Origin of the sequence: Stenotrophomonas maltophilia, assembly GCF_002799245.1 — a bacterium.
Classification (GTDB): domain Bacteria; phylum Pseudomonadota; class Gammaproteobacteria; order Xanthomonadales; family Xanthomonadaceae; genus Stenotrophomonas; species Stenotrophomonas maltophilia_S.
The window spans coordinates 189,488-205,810 of record NZ_NEQV01000002.1 but is presented as its reverse complement, the minus strand read 5'-3'; the positions used below and the strand labels follow the sequence as shown (position 1 = coordinate 205,810).

The window sequence follows — 16,323 nt, the reverse complement described above, 5'->3', positions numbered from 1 at the left end:
GCACCCCGGAAGGGCGCGGCGGGCAGGAACGGCCGGGACGGCTTATTCCGGCGCAAAGAACTCGTTGCCGTGCATGTCCACCAGCTCCAGCGCACGACCGCCACCGCGGGCCACGCAGGTCAGCGGATCGTCGGCCACCTGCACGTGCAGGCCGGTTTCCTCGGAGATCAGGCGGTCCAGGTCGCGCAGCAGGGCGCCACCACCGGTCAGCACGATGCCGCGCTCGGCGACGTCGGCGCACAGTTCCGGCGGGGTCTGCTCCAGCGCCAGCTTGACCGCGCTGACGATGCCCGACAGCGGCTCGTGCAGGGCCTCGAGCACCTCGTTGGAGCTGATCTTGATCATCTTCGGCACGCCCTCGGCGAGGTTGCGGCCGGAGATTTCCATCTCGATCACTTCCGCCTGCGGGTAGGCGCAGCCCAGCTCGACCTTGATGCGCTCGGCGGTGGCTTCACCGATCAGCATGCCGTGGTTGCGGCGCACGTAGTTGGTGATGGACTCGTCGAAGCGGTCGCCGCCGATGCGGACCGAGGCCGAATAGACGATGCCGTTGAGCGAGATCACCGCCACTTCGGTGGTGCCGCCACCGATATCGATGACCATCGAGCCACGGGCTTCGGTGACCGGCATGCCGGCGCCGATCGCGGCCGCCATCGGCTCTTCGATCAGGAACACATCACGGGCACCGGCTTCCTCGGCCGATTCCTTGATCGCGCGGCGCTCGACCTGGGTCGAGCCGGCCGGCACGCAGACCAGCACGCGCGGGCTCGGGCGCAGCACGCGCGACTTGTGCACCTTCTTGATGAAGTGCTTGAGCATCGCCTCGGTATAGGTGAAGTCGGCGATGACGCCGTCCTTCATCGGGCGGATGGTGGTGATGTGGCCCGGGGTACGGCCCAGCATCTGCTTGGCTTCGGCGCCCACGGCTGCCACCGAGCGGGTGCCACCGATGGCACGGTCCTGGCGCACGGCCACGACCGACGGCTCGTTCAGCACGATTCCCTGCCCGCGCACGTAGATGAGGGTGTTGGCCGTGCCCAGGTCGATGGACAGGTCGTTGGAGAACATGCCGCGGAGTTTCTTGAACATCTGAGGAAGGAGTCCTGAGGGGTGTCGCGCCCAACGCGGGATGGCGAAAAAATGGGCAGAAATCGAGGTCGACAAGCCTAGCAACCCGCCTGCCGCCGAGCAAGGAAAAAACTAGCTGAACCCGCGTCTTCACAGGCTTTCGGCCTGATCGGGTCTCACCCGGTTCTGGCCCTGAGCGGCACCAGCGGGTAACCTTTGCGCCGTCGGGCGCCCAAGGGCGCCGTTTGCTTGCCCGCTGAACCGGGCCGGCCCACCCCAAAATTCACCGCATAGGCTTACATCGATGTCCGCTCTGATCTGTGGTTCTCTTGCCTTCGACACCATCATGGTGTTCCCGGACCAGTTCAAGAATCACATCCTGCCGGACAAGGTGCACATCCTGAACGTGTCCTTCCTGGTGCCGCGCATGCGCCGCGAGTTTGGCGGCTGCGCCGGCAACATCGCCTACAACCTGCACCTGCTGGGTGGCCAGCCGATCCCGATGGGCACCGTGGGTTCGGACTTCGGCCCGTATCGCGAATACTTCGACGGCCTGGGCATCGACCTGTCGCGCGTGCGCGTGATCGATGAGCTGTTCACTCCGCAGGCGTTCATCACCACCGACCACGACAACAACCAGATCACCGCCTTCCACCCGGGCGCGATGATGCGTTCCTACGAGAACCACGTGCGTGGCGTGCCGGGCGTGACCCTGGGCCTGGTCGGCCCGGACGGCCGCGAAGGCATGATCCAGAACGCACAGGAATTCCACGAAGACGGCATCCCGTTCATCTTCGACCCGGGCCAGGCCATGCCGCTGTTCAACGGCCCGGAGCTGCGTGCCTTCATCGATCAGGCCGACTACGTGGTGGTCAACGACTACGAGTCGAACCTGCTGCAGGAACGCACCGGCTGGGACGAGAAGGAGATCGTCAGCCGGGTGAAGGCCTACATCACCACGCGTGGCCCGAAGGGCGCGGTCATCCACACCCCGGAAAAGAGCTACGACATCCCGCCGGCGCACGAGCGCCGCGTGGTCGACCCGACCGGCTGCGGCGACGCCTTCCGCGCCGGCCTGATCTACGGCATCCAGAAGGGCTACGACTGGCTGACCATCGGCCGCATGGGCAACCTGATGGGCGCGCTGAAGGTCGAGCACCCGGGCACCCAGAACCAGCGCTTCACCTTCGATGAGTTCAACGAGCAGTTCAAGCAGCAGTTCGGTTACGCGCTGGGCGCGTAAGCCGAACTGCCCGCGCATTCCACCTTATCCCCGCGCCTTCGGCGCGCCCCCTTGAACAACAAGGGGGCTTTCCACCCGATGTGCTTATGAGAACGTCCTACGCGCTGGGCGCGTAAGCCGAACTGCCCGCGCATTCCACCTTATCCCCGCGCCTTCGGCGCGCCCCCTTGAACAACAAGGGGGCTTTCCACCCGATGTGCTTATGAGAATGTCCCACGCGCTGGGCGCGTAAGCCGAACTGCCCGCGCATTCCACCTTATCCCCGCGCCTTCGGCGCGCCCCCTTGAACAACAAGGGGGCTTTCCACCCGATGTGCTTATGAGAACGTCCTACGCGCTGGGCGCGTAAGCCGAACTGCCCGCGCATTCCACCTTATCCCCGCGCCTTCGGCGCGCCCCCTTGAACAACAAGGGGGCTTTCCACCCGATGTGCTTATGAGAACGTCCTACGCGCTGGGCGCGTAAGCCGAACTGCCCGCGCATTCCACCTTATCCCCGCGCCTTCGGCGCGCCCCCTTGAACAACAAGGGGGCTTTCCACCCGATGCGCTGCCGGGAATGCTGTTGGTGGGTGTCGACCTTGGTCGACACGCTGTTTGATTCCTGTAGAGCCGAGCCATGCCCGGCTTGCGCGCGCCAGCGCGATCTGACCGGAGAGCAGCCGAGCGTGGGCTCGGCTCTACATCATCAGGCGCCCCGCCACGCCGCCAACAGCGCGCGGCAATCGGCGAAATGCCAGTCGGCACGGCCCGGCCACGGGTTTTCCGGCAGGTTGACCAGCACGGTATGGGCGCCCGCGGCGCGGCCGCACTCCAGGTCGTAGGCGTGGTCACCGACCATCACTGCCTGCGCAGGCGCGATGCCCCAACGCCGCAGATGCTGCTGCAGGCCATCCGGCGAGGGCTTGGGCACCGCTTCATCGCGGCCGATGATATCGGCATCGTCGAACAGCGCCCCGACCCCGATCGCCTCCAGCGTCAGCTTCGCCAGCGCATGGTCGTTGCGGGTCAGGATGCCCAGCCGGCAGCCAGCCGCCGCCAGCGCACGCAGCAGCTTCACCGCGCCCGGCGCCGGCAGCGCGTCCTCGGCCAGCGCGCGCTCGTGATCCAGCAGCCACTCACGCTTGGCCTGCGCAGGTGCGTCCGGCAACGCCGCGATATGGTCGAGGATGTCCTCCTCGGCCGCGATCTCCAGTGCGCGGCGGATCGCGGCGAAATCGTGCACGGCTACGGTCAGCGTGCCGTCCATGTCGAAGACCCAGTGCCGGATCGCGGACAACGCGTGCACTGCGCTGCCCGCCGCAACCATCATTGCCACCACTGCGGCATGCGGCTGGCGTCGACGCCACCGGTTTCGAACACCGCCGTGCGCGTGCCGCCGGCCTTGACCGGGAACTCGATGCTGATCGACTTGCCCTTGCGCGCCAGCTTCCACAGCGCCTTCTGGTCGGTGATGAACATGGCAATGGCTTCATCGGTCTTCGGGCGCCAGGCCGCCATCGACACCGGCTTGCCGTCGTCCACGGTCACTTTCACCGTGCACTGCGGGCAACGGAAATCACCGGCCTGCAGCACCAGGTAGGCATGCCGCTTCCACTCCGGATGATCGCGGAACACCAGCTGCACCGGCTTGGCACCGCTGCCATCCACGTCCACCCGTTCCTTGCTGTAGATCTGTGCCGACACCTGGTTGCCCTTGCCGCCCACCGGGATCTGGTTGTACTGCCACAGCGCCTGCATGCGGCGCAGGTCGCGCGCGGCATCGCCCTTGGCCTTGACCTCGTCGAAGCCTGCGGCGATGCGCTCGGCGGCGGCGGTGTCCTTGTACTGGTCCAGCAGCGAGGCGCCATGCAGGCGTGCGCGCTCCCAGTCCTGTGCGGCCACGGCCATGTCGTACTGCCTGGCCACGTCTTCGGCCTTGGCCTCCTTCTGTGCCTGCACGGCGGCCGCGGCGGCTTCCTGCGCCTTGCGTTCTTCCTCGGGGTTGCTGCAGGCAGCCAGCGCAAGCGTACAGGCGGTGAGCAGGATCAGTCGTTTCATGGCGGAAGTCCTTCGTGTTTGCGCATTCTTGTAGAGTCGAGCCATGCTCGGCTGCTGTTGAAGAGCCAGCCGAGCATGGCTCGACTCTACAAAAAAAAGCGCCGGGCAGTGCCCGGCGCTTTTCCTTACTTGGCTTCGGCCTTGGCCAGCATGTCCTGGACCGAGGCGGTGGTGATCGGGTGGTAGCCCGGCTTGGCCTTTTCAAAGGCCTGCTTGGCCAGCTCCAGCCCCTTCGGGGTCTTCACCAGTTCTGCGTAGATCGGCATGATCAGCTTGCGACGGCCGACGCGCTCGATGAACGCGGCGGCGCCTTCATTGGCCTGCTCATAGCCACTGCGGATCGCCAGCGGGTACCAGCGCATGGCGATCTCGCCATTCGGGGTGCCGGTGAAGTGGAAGGCCTTGTCCAGCGTGGCCAGCTTGTCCAGCGGCTGGGTCGCGCCCAGGCCGTCGATGAAGCGCACCCATTCCTGCGTGCTCCAGTCGGCGATGACCTGGCTGCTGGGCACGGTGCCGGCACTGGCGAAGGCGATGCGCGCGGTATCGACGCTGCTGAAGTTGCGCGACTGCGCCTTGGCCGCGAATGCCGGGATGCCCGGCTCGTCCAGCCACGCCTTCAGTTCGGCCTCGGTCACTGCCGACGGATTCTTCGGCAGCAGGTTCTTCTTCATGTACTCGACGAACTGGTCGGTATTCGCGCTCTGGAAGGCGTGGTCATCGAACCAGCCACGCAGGAACGGATCGAAGGTCTCGCGGCCAAAGCGCTGCTCCAGGAATTCCAGGAACCACGAACCCTTGACGTAGGCGACCTGGCTGAGGGCTTCGTCGGGGTCGCGCTCGTTCAGCGGCGGCAGTGCCAGCGCCTGGTCGGCCGGGCTCATGTCCTTCACTTCGGCCAGCAGGTCGGTCTGGTCGATCTGCTTCTCCATCTCGGCCATTTCCTTACCGTACAGCGCTTCGGTGATGCGGCCCTGGACGTAGGTGGTGAAGCCTTCATTGAGCCAGATGTCCTTCCAGCTGGCGTTGGTCACCAGGTTGCCCGACCAGCTGTGCGCCAGTTCGTGGGCGACCAGCGAGACCAGCGACTTGTCACCGACGATCACGGTCGGGGTGGCGAAGGTCAGGCGCGGATTCTCCATGCCGCCGAACGGGAACGACGGCGGCAGCACCAGCATGTCGTAGCGGCCCCAGCGGTATTCGCCGTACAGCTTCTCGGCAGCGCCGATCATCTTCTCGGTGTCTTCGAATTCCTTGGCCGCCTTGTTGACCATGGTCGGTTCGGCCCAGACGCCGGAGCGGCCGGAGATCGGCTCGAACACCAGGTCGCCGGCGGCGATGGCCAGCAGGTACGACGGAATCGGCTGCGGCATCTTGAAGGTGTAATCACCGTCACGCGCGGCCTTCGGATCGTTGTCGGCGCTCATCAGCACCATCACGTCCGGGCGCGAGACCACGTGCGCGCTGTAGGTGAAGCGCACGCTCGGGGTGTCCTGCAGCGGCACCCAGGAACGGGCGTGGATGGCCTGCGACTGGCTGAACATGAAGGGCAGCTTCTTGCCCTCGGTCATCGACGGCGCCAGCCACTGCAGGCCCGAGGCGGTCGGTGCGGTGTGATAGGTCACCTCCACCTTGGCCGGCTGCGCCGGGGCCTCGATGGTCAGCTTGCTGCCGAACACCTTGTCGACCGGGGCGAGCGCGAACTGCAGCGGGCTGCGCGCGCCATCGGCAGCAACGGCCTCGACCTTGGACACGGTCAGCTCGCGGGTGTCGAGCACCAGCTGCTTGGCGTCCTTCTGCTTCCATTCCAGGGTGTAGGTGGCGGTACCGCCGATCTGCTTCTGGTCGAAGTCCAGCTTCAGATCCAGCGCGATGTCCTTGATGACGACCTTGTCCGGCTCGGCGTACGAGCTTTCGTCGTGGCTGCGGTTCTCGGCGTTCACGGGGGCGGCAGGGGCCTTTTCGGCAGTCGGGGCAGCGGCGGGCGCGGCCGCCTCCTGGGAGCAGCCGGCGGCCAGGGCCACGGCCAGCGGAAGGAGCATCAGCGGATTACGCATGAATCGGGACCGTTACGGGGATCAAACCCCAATGGTACCTCCGTCCGGCCCCGCAGGCGTTGCGCGGTGCGGGGTAATGGCCTGCCGGGCGCGCGGCGGCGCCCTGGGTAGGTGCCAACCTTGGTTGGCACGGATCCTTCATTGCTCGCGGCAGGCCGGTGCCGACCAAGGTCGGCACCCACCACGGCAAATACCGGTCAAGGTGGGCCAACCATAGTCGGCTTCTACCGGTAGGTGCCAACCCTGGTTGGCACGGATCCTTCATCGCTCGCGGCCTGCGCTGTGCCAACCAAGGTTGGCACCTACCAGGGCAGATACCGGGGTTTCCCCCGTCCAGGGCTTACAGCTTGTAGCCGGAGTGGATCGAAACGATGCCGCCGGTCAGGTTCTTGTAGTGGCAGCGCTCGAAACCGGCCTGCCCCATCATCGCCTTCAGCTCGTCCTGCGGCGGGTGCTTGCGGATGCTTTCGGCCAGGTACTGGTAGCTGTCCGAATCGTTGGCGAACAGCTTGCCCAGCTTGGGCAGGATCTTGAACGAGTGGAAGTCGTAGATCGGCTTGAACCAGTCCGCAGTGACTTCGGAGAATTCCAGCACACGGGCCTGGCCGCCCACCTTCAGCACGCGGTACATCTCGCGCAGGCCGGCGTCCTTGTCGGTCACGTTGCGCAGGCCGAAGGCGATGGTGACCAGGTCGAAGCTGTTGTCCGGGAACGGCAGGGCTTCGGCGTTGCACTGCACGTAGTCCAGGCCGAGCACCAGGCCGCGATTGGTCAGGCGGTCACGGCCGACCGACAGCATGCCGGCGTTGATGTCGCCCAGCACCACCGAACCCTCGGCGCCGACGCGCTCCTTCAGCAGGGCGGCGATGTCGCCGGTGCCGCCCGCCAGATCGAGCACGCGGTCGCCCGGCTTCACCTGCGCGGTCGCCACGTAGTAGCGCTTCCACGCCCGGTGCACGCCCAGGCTCATCAGGTCGTTCATCAGGTCGTAGTTGCGCGCGACCGAGGTGAACACCTGGCCGACCAGCTTCTGCTTGTCCTTGGCGGCGACGTCGCGGAACCCGAAATGGGTGGTACCGGCTTTATAGGGGGATTCGCTCATGGCCCCGATTATCGCACCGCCGGGGGCCAGCGGCACCCCCTGCCCGTATCATGGCGGGCCACGACTTACCGGAGCCCCGCATGATCACCACGCCCGACTACCAGGCCCTGCTGCAGACCGCCATCGCCGAAGCCCGCCAGGGGCTGGCCGAGGGCGGCGTGCCGATCGGCGCGGCGCTGTACCACAACGACGGCCGCCTGCTCGGCTGCGGCCACAACCGCCGGGTGCAGGAAGGCGATCCGTCCGTGCACGGCGAGACCGACGCCTTCCGCAAGGCCGGTCGCCAGCGCCGCTACCAGGACACCATCATGGTCACCACCCTGGCCCCGTGCTGGTACTGCTCGGGCCTGGTGCGCCAGTTCAACATCGGCACCGTGGTGGTGGGCGAATCGCGCACGTTCCAGGGTGGCATCGACTGGCTGCGCGAAAACGGCGTCAACGTGATCGATCTCGACAACCAGGAATGCGTCGATCTGCTCGGTGACTTCATCGGCCGCCACCCGGACATCTGGAACGAAGACATCGGTGAATGAGCATCGCGCAGCCTGCTGTTGAACCCGCTTAATGAACGCTTCAGTGCCGGCACGCCCTAGTGCCGGCAGCGTTTGCGGCCGTTGCCGTGAACCCGTGCACAGTCAGCTGCGCTGCGTGCATACACCGCGGTAACACCCCGCCCGGCCACCGCGCCTAGGGTGGGGTTCCCGGGGCCCCCTTTCCCCGGTGGAGCCAGCCATGTGCGCGCATGCCGTATGTCCTGCGCCCGACCCCATCCTCGATGCCATCCGTGAGCGCCTGCAGCAGCAGTTCGCGCTGCACCGGCGTGGCCCATTGTTCTGGAGCGCCTACCAGGGCCTGCAGCTGGAACTGGTCCATGGCCATCCGCGCGACCACGTGCGCCTGTGCAACGCGATGGCCAGCATGGCCGAAGCGCTGGGCGCGGTCGAGCACGCGCAACTGATAGGCAATCGCAACGCCGGCTCCACGCCGCGCTGACACGGCATGCACCGGCGCATACGCCACACTGCGATGACCCCCACTCCCATCCACCTCAACCGATTGGATCGACATGCACGCTGAAGTCCCCACCATTCCCCCGGTCATCAACGTCGACGCCGAGCTTGACCATTGGCGCCGCCAGCATGCCGACGGTGCACTGGCGCACAACTCCTTCGGCTCCTACGTGCCGTGGATCAAGTTCGCCTGCGATTCGCTGATCACCCAGCCGCGCGCCAGCAATGCGCAGCGCGACGAGATGTTCCAGACCCAGTACGCCCTGCAGATCATGCCGCGGCTGAGCGAAGCCCAGGCCCGCGAGTTCGTCGACCGTTGCTGGCAGCACGTCTACCAGACCAGCCCGGTGCGGCTGCAGGACGCTCCGCGCCTGCGCGCCTGAGGCGCGCCTGACACTGCACGGTTTCTGCACGAGGCACTGCCGATCATCCTCGTCACCTGAGTGGGACGACGACGATGAAAGCACGCAATCTGTTCAACACGATCGCCAAGAAGTCGGCAACGGCCACAGGTTCGCCGTGGACTTTCCTCGCCGCACTGGCGATCGTGGTGCTGTGGGGCATCACCGGCCCGTTGTTCAATTTCAACGACACCTGGCAGCTGGTGATCAATACCGGCACCACCATCATCACCTTCCTGATGGTGTTCCTGATCCAGCACACGCAGAACTCGGATACGGCCGCGATGCAGATCAAGCTGGACGAGCTGATCCGCGCCACGGCGGAAGCCAACAACGAACTGTTGGATCTGGAAGAGCTGGACGAGGAACGGCTGGAAGAGATCCGGCGCGAGTACGAGCAGATGGCACGCGAAGCCGGCGACGCGCTGGCACGGGTGCGCGCCTGCCATGTAGCGCGGCGCGACGACGAAGCGGTGTAGCCGTTTCGGTGTAGAGCCGAGCCCATGCTCGGCTCGTCGGTTGGAAAGCCGAGCATGGGCTCGGCTCTACAGCGGCATCCGTTGCGTCAGCCGCGCTCGTGCCAGCCGCCGCCCAGCACCTTGTACAGGGTGATGCGGTTGGACTGCTGCGCCAGTTCGGCCTGCAAACGGGTCTGCTGCGCGGTGTAGGCGGTACGCCGCGCGTCGAGCAGGGTGACGAAGCTGTCCAGGCCGGCGTCGTAGCGAGCCTGCGACAGGCGGTTGGCCTGTTCCGCCGCTTCCACCAGGCGCTGCTGTGCGCTCACCTGCTCATCCAGGCTGACATTCAGCGCCAGTGCGTCGGCGGTTTCGCGGAAACCCACCTGGATCGACTTCTCGTACTGCGCCAGGGCGATATCGCGATCCGCATTGGCGATGGCGAGGTTCGCGCGCAGCTTGCCGCCCTGGAAGATCGGCAGGGTGATCTTCGGCAGGAAGCTCCACACGCGGGTGCCACTGTCGAACAGGTTGGACAGTTCATTGGAACCGCTGCCGATGCTGCCGGTCAGCGAGATGCTCGGGAAGAACGCCGCGCGCGCCGCACCAATGTTGGCGTTGGCAGCCAGCAGCTGGTGTTCGGCAGCCATGATGTCCGGGCGCTGCAGCAGCACGTCGCTGGGCAGGCCGGCCGGCGGCGGGGCCAGTGCCAGCAGCTGCGGTTCGATGCTGTCCGGCAGCAGGGCCGGATCGAGCTGGCCACCGGCCAGCAGCGCCAGCGCATTGCGGTCCTGGGCCAGCTGGCCACGCAGGCGTGCGGCATCCGTGCGCGCGGTTTCCACCAGCGTACGGGTCTGGGTCAGCTCCAGCGCCGAACTGCCGCCGCGTTCGTGACGGGCTTCGGCCAGGCGCAGCGAATCCTCGTAGGTCTTCAGCGTCGCCTCGGCGATCTTCAGCTGCTGCGCGTCGGCACCGTAGGTCAGCCAGGCGGTGGCGGTCTCGGCCACCAGGCTCAGCTGCGCGTTGCGGCGATTGGCGGCCACGGCGAAGTACTGCTGCAGTGCGGCCTCGCTGAGGTTGCGCACGCGACCGAACAGATCCAGCTCGAACTCGGCCACGCCGACGCCAGCGCTGAACTGCTCGGTGACGCCGGCATCGGTACCGCGACGGTCCATCTGGCCGGTGACGGCCACGCCGGGCACACGATCGGCACGCTGCACGCGGTACTGGCCGCGCGCGCGTTCAACATTGAGCACGGCCACGCGCAGGTCGCGGTTGTTCTGCAGCGATTGCTCGATCACCTGCTGCAGGCGAGGATCGGTGAAGAAGTCGCGCCAGCCGACAGCGGCGACATCGGCCACCTGGCCCTGCGTGGCCTCGGCCGGCCACTGCGCCGGAATGGCAGGCGCAACGGCGGTGTTCTTCGGCGCCAGGGTGGAACAGCCGGCGAGCGTGAGCACGGCGGCGATGGAAAGGAACAGGGATGCACTTTTCATGGGGATGACTTCCATCGGTACTGCCGGAAGGCAGGAGGTAGTGCCGGCCACTGGCCGGCAACCTCGTTGGATTCACATCAAGCGATCAGCAGATGCCGGCCAGCGGCCGGCACTGCCGTTTCGGTCACGTCGAGGATTTGCGCTTGAACAGGCGCTGCACCACCACGAAGAACAGCGGTACGAAGAACACGCCGAGCACGGTGCCGACGATCATGCCACCGAGCACGCCGGTGCCGATTGCCTGCTTGGCGCCGGAGCCGGCACCGGTGGAGATCGCCAGCGGTACCACGCCCATGCCGAAGGCCAGCGAGGTCATCACGATCGGGCGCAGGCGGTCGCGCACGGCGTGCATGATCGACTCGATCAGGCTGGCCCCCTTCTCCAGGTTTTCCTTGGCGAACTCGACGATCAGGATCGCGTTCTTGCTGGTCAGGCCCACCGTGGTCAGCATCGCCACCTGGAAGTAGATGTCGCGCTCCAGGCCCTTGAAGGTGTTGGCCAGCACGGCACCGAGGATACCCAGCGGAGCCGCCAGCAGCACCGCGGTCGGCACGCTCCAGCTTTCATACATCGCGGCCAGGCACAGGAACACGATCATCAGCGACAGCGTGTACAGCAGCGGGGTCTGCGAACCGGCCTGGCGCTCCTGGTAGGACATCGCCGTCCATTCGATGCCGAAGCCCTGCGGCAGCTGCTTGGCCAGCTGTTCGATCTCGGCCATGGCATCACCGGAGGCAACACCCGGGGCCGGCTCGCCCTGGATCTCCATCGCCGACACGCCGTTGTAGCGTTCCAGGCGCGGCGAGCCGTAGTCCCAGTGCTTGGTGGCAAACGCACTGAACGGCACCATCTCGCCCTTGTCGTTCTTCACGGACCAGAGATCGAAATCCTCCGGCACCATGCGGAACGCCTGGTCGGCCTGCACGAACACACGCTTGACGCGGCCGCGATCGACGAAGTCATCGATGTACGAGCTGCCCCATGCGGCGGCCAGCGTGCCGTTGATCTGGTCGATCGACAGCCCCAGCGACGTCGCCTTGGCCGCGTCGATGTCGATGCGGAACTGCGGCGTGTCTTCCTGGCCGTTCGGGCGCACGTTGGCCAGCTTCTTGCTGCCGGCGGCGAGGCCGAGCAGCTGGTTGCGCGCGGCCACCAGGGCTTCGTGGCCCTGGCCACTGTTGTCCTTCAGGAAGAACGTGTAGCCCGAGGCGGTACCCAGCTCCGGAATGGCCGGCGGCGGGAAGGCGAAGATGAAGGCATCCTTGATCTGGCCCAGTGCCGCCATCGCGCGACCGGTGATCGGCATCACGCCATTGTTGGCGTCACGCTCGCTCCAGTCCTTCAGCTTGACGAACGCCATGCCCGCGTTCTGTCCCATGCCGGCGAAGCTGAAGCCCTGCACCGAGAACACCGAGTCCACCGCATCCTTCTCGTTCTGCAGGAAGTGGTTTTCCAATGCCTGGATCGATTCCAGCGTACGTTCCTGGGTGGCACCGACCGGAGCCTGCACCAGCGCCATCAGCACGCCCTGGTCTTCGTTGGGCAGGAACGAGCTGGGCAGGCGCACGAACAGCACGCCCATCAGCACGAACAGTGCCGCCACGATGCCCATGAAGCGCCACGGACGGTGGATGATGCCGCGTACGCCGCGCTGGTAGCTTTCGCTGGTGCGGTCGAAGCCACGGTTGAAGCCGTTGAAGAAACGACCGGCCAGGCCACGGTGGGCAACGTGATGCTCGCCCTTCTTCAGCGGCTTGAGCATGGTCGCGCACAGCGCCGGGGTCAGCACGATCGCCACCAGCACCGACAACGCCATCGCAGAGACAATCGTGGCCGAGAACTGGCGATAGATCACGCCGGTGGAGCCGCTCATGAAGGCCATCGGCACGAACACCGCCGACAGCACCAGGCCGATGCCCACCAGCGCACCGGTGATCTGGCCCATCGACTTGCGGGTCGCTTCAAGCGGCGACAGTCCTTCCTCGGACATGATGCGCTCGACGTTCTCCACCACCACGATGGCATCGTCCACCAGCAGGCCGATCGCCAGCACCATCGCGAACATGGTCAGCATGTTCACCGAGAAGCCCAGCATGGCCAGCACGCCGAAGGTACCCAGCAGCACCACGGGCACCGCGATGGTCGGGATCAGGGTGGCGCGGAAGTTCTGCAGGAACAGGTACATCACCACGAACACCAGCACGATCGCTTCGATCAGGGTCTGCACCACGCCCTTGATCGACACGCGCACGAACGGGGTGGTGTCGTACGGGATCTCGGCCTTCAAGCCGGCCGGGAAGAAGCCCTTCATGTCCTGCAGCGCGGCATCCACGCCGGCGGCGGTATCCAGCGCGTTGGCGCCGGTGGCCAGGGTGACCGCCAGGCCGCTGGCCGGCTGGCCGTTGTAGCGGGTGACGAAGTCGTAGGACTCGGCACCCAGTTCGACGCGGGCGACATCCCCCAGGCGCAGCTCGGCACCATCCTGCGCACCGCGCACGATGATGTTGCGGAACTGTTCCGGGGTCTGCAGGCGCGACTGCGCATTGATGGTGGCGTTGAGCTGCTGGCCCTTCACCGACGGCGCACCGCCGAGCTGGCCGATCGCCACCTGGGCGTTCTGCGCCTTGATCGCGGCGGTTACTTCCGGCACCGACAGGCCATAGGTGTGCAGCTTGTTCGGGTCCAGCCAGATGCGCATGGCGTACTTGCCACCGAACACCTGGATGTTGCCCACGCCCGGCACACGGCTCAGACGGTCGACGACATTGGAACCGACGTAGTCGGCGATGTCGTTGGCGTCCATGCTGCCGTTCTCGGACACGAACGCGATGACGTTCAGGAAGCCCGAGCTGGACTTGGCCACGTTGATGCCCTGCCGCTGCACTTCCTGCGGCAGCAGCGGCATGGCCAGCTGCAGCTTGTTCTGCACCTGCACCTGGGCAATGTCCGGGTTGGTGCCGCTCTCGAAGGTCAGGGTGATGGTGGCCTGGCCGTTGGACGAGCTGTTGGAGGAGAAGTAGATCAGGCCATCAAGGCCCTTCATGTTCTGCTCGATGATCTGCGTCACCGAGTCCTCGACCACCTTGGCCGATGCACCCGGATAGGTGGCGCTGATTTCCACCGCCGGCGGTGCGACGTTGGGGTACATCGAGACCGGCAGCTTGAACAGGGCCAGGCCGCCGGCGAGCATGATGATGATGGCGATCACCCACGCGAAGATGGGTCGATCGATGAAAAAGCGTGCCATGGGGTTCTCCGCTTACTTCGCGTCGCCGGCCGGAGCGGCAGGCTGGGCGGCGGCGGCCGGCTTGGCCGGTGCGTCGCCCTTCTCGGTGGCCTTGACCGGCATGCCGGGGCCGATCTTCTGCAGGCCTTCGACAATGACCTTGTCGCCGGCCTTCAGGCCGTCCTCGACCAGCCACTTGTCGCCGACCGTGCGGCTGACCTTGACCGGGCGCACTTCGACCTTGTTGTCCTTGTCGACCACCATCGCCGTGGTGTCGCCCTTCGGATCGCGGGCGATACCCTGCATCGGCACCAGCACCGCATCGCTGCGCACGCCACCGCCGATCACCGCACGCACGTACATGCCCGGCATCAGCAGGCCGTCCGGGTTGTCCACCCTCACGCGCAGGCCAAAGCTGCCGGTGGTCGGATCGACGCTGACTTCGGAGAACTCCAGCGTGCCCTTGTGCTCGAAGGTGCTGCCGTCTTCCATCAGGATGCTGACCGGCAGGGTCTGGTTGTCCTGCAGGCGGCCGGCGGCCAGTTCGCGGCGCAGCTGCAGCAGCTCGGCCGAGGACTGGGTCAGGTCGACATAGATCGGGTCCAGCTGCTGCACCGTCGCCAGCGCGTTGGCCTGGCCGGCGCTGACCAGCGCACCCTGGGTGACGCTGGACTTGCCGATGCGGCCGCTGATCGGCGCGGTGATGCGGGCGTAGCCCAGGGTGACATTGGCCGCATCCAGCGAGGCCTTGGCGGCACCGACGTCTGCTTCGGCCTGCTTCTGCGCAGCCACTGCGTTTTCCAGATCCTGCTGGCTGACCGCATCGACCTTGGCCAGCTCGGTGATGCGCTTGGCGCTCAGGCGGGCGGCGTTGGCGGTGGCCTCGGCGCGGGCCAGCTGGGCACGGGCACTGTTGGCCTGGGCGCGGTAGCTGGCGTCCTCGATCTGGTACAGCGGCTCGCCGGCCTTGACCATGCCGCCCTCGGTGAACAGGCGCTTGGCGACGATGCCGTTGACCTGCGGGCGCACCTCGGCGACCAGGAAGGCATTGGTACGGCCCGGCAGTTCGCGGGTCAGGCCCACGGTCTCGGACTTCAGCGTGACCACAGTGACGTCACCCGGGCCCTGCTCGGGGGCCTGGGGTTGGCCGCCGCAGGCAGCCACGGTCGCGGCGATCGCCAGCGACAGTGCAAAGGGTCGGATTCGGCTCAGCAACATGACGGAAAGGCTCTTGGAGGAAGGAATCTCAGAAGACGCTGATACGACGGTCCTTCCCGTGTTCCGGTGAAAGCCCCGCAGATCGCGCCCACCCGGGTGGAGTGGGAGCCGGACTGGCCTGCCACGCACACGACGGGAATGATGGGAGCGAAATATACATACATGCTTGTTTGTTTGTAAACCGGTACAATTCAGCCACGTTTCACCCGCACTCGTACCCATCCATGGCCCGCAAGACCAAAGAGGACACCCAGGCAACCCGGGAAGGCATCCTTGACGCCGCCGAAGCCTGCTTCCATGAACACGGCGTGGCCCGTACCACGCTGGAGATGATCGGTGCCCGCGCCGGCTATACCCGCGGCGCGGTCTACTGGCACTTCAAGAACAAGAGCGAGGTGCTGACCGCGATCGTCGAGCGCGTGCACCTGCCCTTCATGCAGGAACTGGAGCGCACCTCCAGCGACCAGCGCGACACCCCGGTGCACGACCTGCGCGCGGTGATGATCCACTCGTTCATCGAGCTGTCCGAGGACGAACGCCTGCGCAAGACCATGGAGATCATGCTGCGCAGCGACGCCTCGGCCGATACCAGGGTGCTGACCGAACTGCAGCAGGCCGGTTTCCGCGATGCGCTGGACCGGATGGAACGCGCCCTGCGGCGTGCCCGCGACCTGGGCCAGCTGCGCGAAGGCGCCGACCCGAAGATCGCCGCACGCATGTTGCACGCCACCGTGCTGGGCGTGCTGCACGGCGCGATGGTGGAGCCGGACCTGATGGACCTCAAGCGCGATGGCATGCTCGCACTGGACATGACCCTGGCCGCCTACGTGAAGGACGGCGTGTTCGTGCCGGGTACGGTGCCCGAGCCGTTGCCGGAGGCGTGAGCGCACAAGGGTCGGATCCCTCTCCGCCCGGAGAGGGCTCTGACCCGTTGCAGGTGGGGTCAGAGCCCTCACCCGGGCGAGGGCTCTGACCCCGCAACGAAAAAGGCCGCCTTTCGGCGGCCTTTTCGC

14 protein-coding genes are annotated in these 16,323 nt (G+C 66.3%); 6 read left to right on the top strand and 8 right to left on the bottom strand.

What is annotated here, in order from left to right; all coding sequences use genetic code 11:
* Positions 1-42 precede the first annotated feature (42 nt).
* A complete protein-coding gene (locus B9Y64_RS06950; RefSeq protein WP_005419402.1) occupies positions 43-1,089 on the bottom strand; it encodes a rod shape-determining protein in 1,047 nt (348 codons plus the stop codon).
* A gap of 283 nt (positions 1,090-1,372) precedes the next feature.
* Here B9Y64_RS06950 and B9Y64_RS06945 point away from each other — a divergent pair, with 283 nt between their 5' ends.
* Entirely contained in the window at positions 1,373-2,311 is a 939-nt protein-coding gene (locus tag B9Y64_RS06945) for a carbohydrate kinase family protein (protein WP_049463230.1), read from the top strand.
* Positions 2,312-2,996: 685 nt separating this feature from the next.
* Here B9Y64_RS06945 and B9Y64_RS06940 read toward each other — a convergent pair.
* The 4 genes from B9Y64_RS06940 to ubiE form a co-directional block, all read right to left on the bottom strand.
* Positions 2,997-3,617, bottom strand: coding sequence for an HAD family hydrolase (locus B9Y64_RS06940; protein WP_100440687.1), 621 nt, complete (start codon positions 3,615-3,617; stop codon positions 2,997-2,999).
* Positions 3,617-4,348, bottom strand: coding sequence for a hypothetical protein (locus B9Y64_RS06935; RefSeq protein ID WP_100440074.1), 732 nt, complete (start codon positions 4,346-4,348; stop codon positions 3,617-3,619). Before B9Y64_RS06935 ends, B9Y64_RS06940 begins: the two co-directional genes overlap by 1 nt.
* 125 nt (positions 4,349-4,473) lie before the next feature.
* Positions 4,474-6,402: a M1 family metallopeptidase gene (locus tag B9Y64_RS06930; protein WP_100440073.1), complete on the bottom strand. Its 1,929-nt coding sequence runs from the start codon at positions 6,400-6,402 to the stop codon at positions 4,474-4,476.
* Positions 6,403-6,742: 340 nt separating this feature from the next.
* On the bottom strand, positions 6,743-7,504 hold the full coding sequence (ubiE, locus tag B9Y64_RS06925) for a bifunctional demethylmenaquinone methyltransferase/2-methoxy-6-polyprenyl-1,4-benzoquinol methylase UbiE (RefSeq protein WP_005411082.1): 762 nt from the start codon (positions 7,502-7,504) through the stop codon (positions 6,743-6,745).
* Between the two features lie 80 nt (positions 7,505-7,584).
* Between ubiE and B9Y64_RS06920 the strand changes: the two genes are divergently transcribed.
* The 4 genes from B9Y64_RS06920 to B9Y64_RS06905 all read left to right on the top strand — a co-directional run bounded on the left by B9Y64_RS06920 (position 7,585) and on the right by B9Y64_RS06905 (position 9,394).
* Positions 7,585-8,037: a nucleoside deaminase gene (locus B9Y64_RS06920; RefSeq protein ID WP_075676219.1), complete on the top strand. Its 453-nt coding sequence runs from the start codon at positions 7,585-7,587 to the stop codon at positions 8,035-8,037.
* Between the two features lie 199 nt (positions 8,038-8,236).
* Positions 8,237-8,497, top strand: a complete 261-nt coding sequence (locus B9Y64_RS06915; protein ID WP_100440072.1) for a hypothetical protein — start codon at positions 8,237-8,239, stop codon at positions 8,495-8,497.
* A 73-nt stretch (positions 8,498-8,570) separates the two neighbouring features.
* Positions 8,571-8,897 (top strand): hypothetical protein, encoded by a 327-nt coding sequence (locus B9Y64_RS06910; protein WP_049463228.1) that lies wholly within the window; start codon positions 8,571-8,573, stop codon positions 8,895-8,897.
* Positions 8,898-8,971: 74 nt separating this feature from the next.
* Complete coding sequence (locus B9Y64_RS06905) at positions 8,972-9,394, top strand: low affinity iron permease family protein (RefSeq protein WP_100440071.1); 423 nt, start codon at positions 8,972-8,974, stop codon at positions 9,392-9,394.
* Between the two features lie 86 nt (positions 9,395-9,480).
* Here B9Y64_RS06905 and smeF read toward each other — a convergent pair whose 3' ends face one another.
* The 3 genes from smeF to smeD form a co-directional block, all read right to left on the bottom strand.
* On the bottom strand, positions 9,481-10,881 hold the full coding sequence (gene smeF / locus B9Y64_RS06900) for a multidrug efflux RND transporter outer membrane subunit SmeF (RefSeq protein ID WP_157804501.1): 1,401 nt from the start codon (positions 10,879-10,881) through the stop codon (positions 9,481-9,483).
* Between the two features lie 109 nt (positions 10,882-10,990).
* Positions 10,991-14,113: a multidrug efflux RND transporter permease subunit SmeE gene (smeE, locus tag B9Y64_RS06895; RefSeq protein ID WP_100440069.1), complete on the bottom strand. Its 3,123-nt coding sequence runs from the start codon at positions 14,111-14,113 to the stop codon at positions 10,991-10,993.
* Between the two features lie 12 nt (positions 14,114-14,125).
* Positions 14,126-15,310, bottom strand: a complete 1,185-nt coding sequence (smeD, locus tag B9Y64_RS06890) for a multidrug efflux RND transporter periplasmic adaptor subunit SmeD (protein ID WP_100440068.1) — start codon at positions 15,308-15,310, stop codon at positions 14,126-14,128.
* A gap of 224 nt (positions 15,311-15,534) precedes the next feature.
* Here smeD and smeT point away from each other — a divergent pair, with 224 nt between their 5' ends.
* Complete coding sequence (gene smeT, locus B9Y64_RS06885; RefSeq protein ID WP_100440067.1) at positions 15,535-16,194, top strand: efflux transporter SmeDEF transcriptional repressor SmeT; 660 nt, start codon at positions 15,535-15,537, stop codon at positions 16,192-16,194.
* The last annotated feature ends 129 nt before the right edge of the window (positions 16,195-16,323 follow it).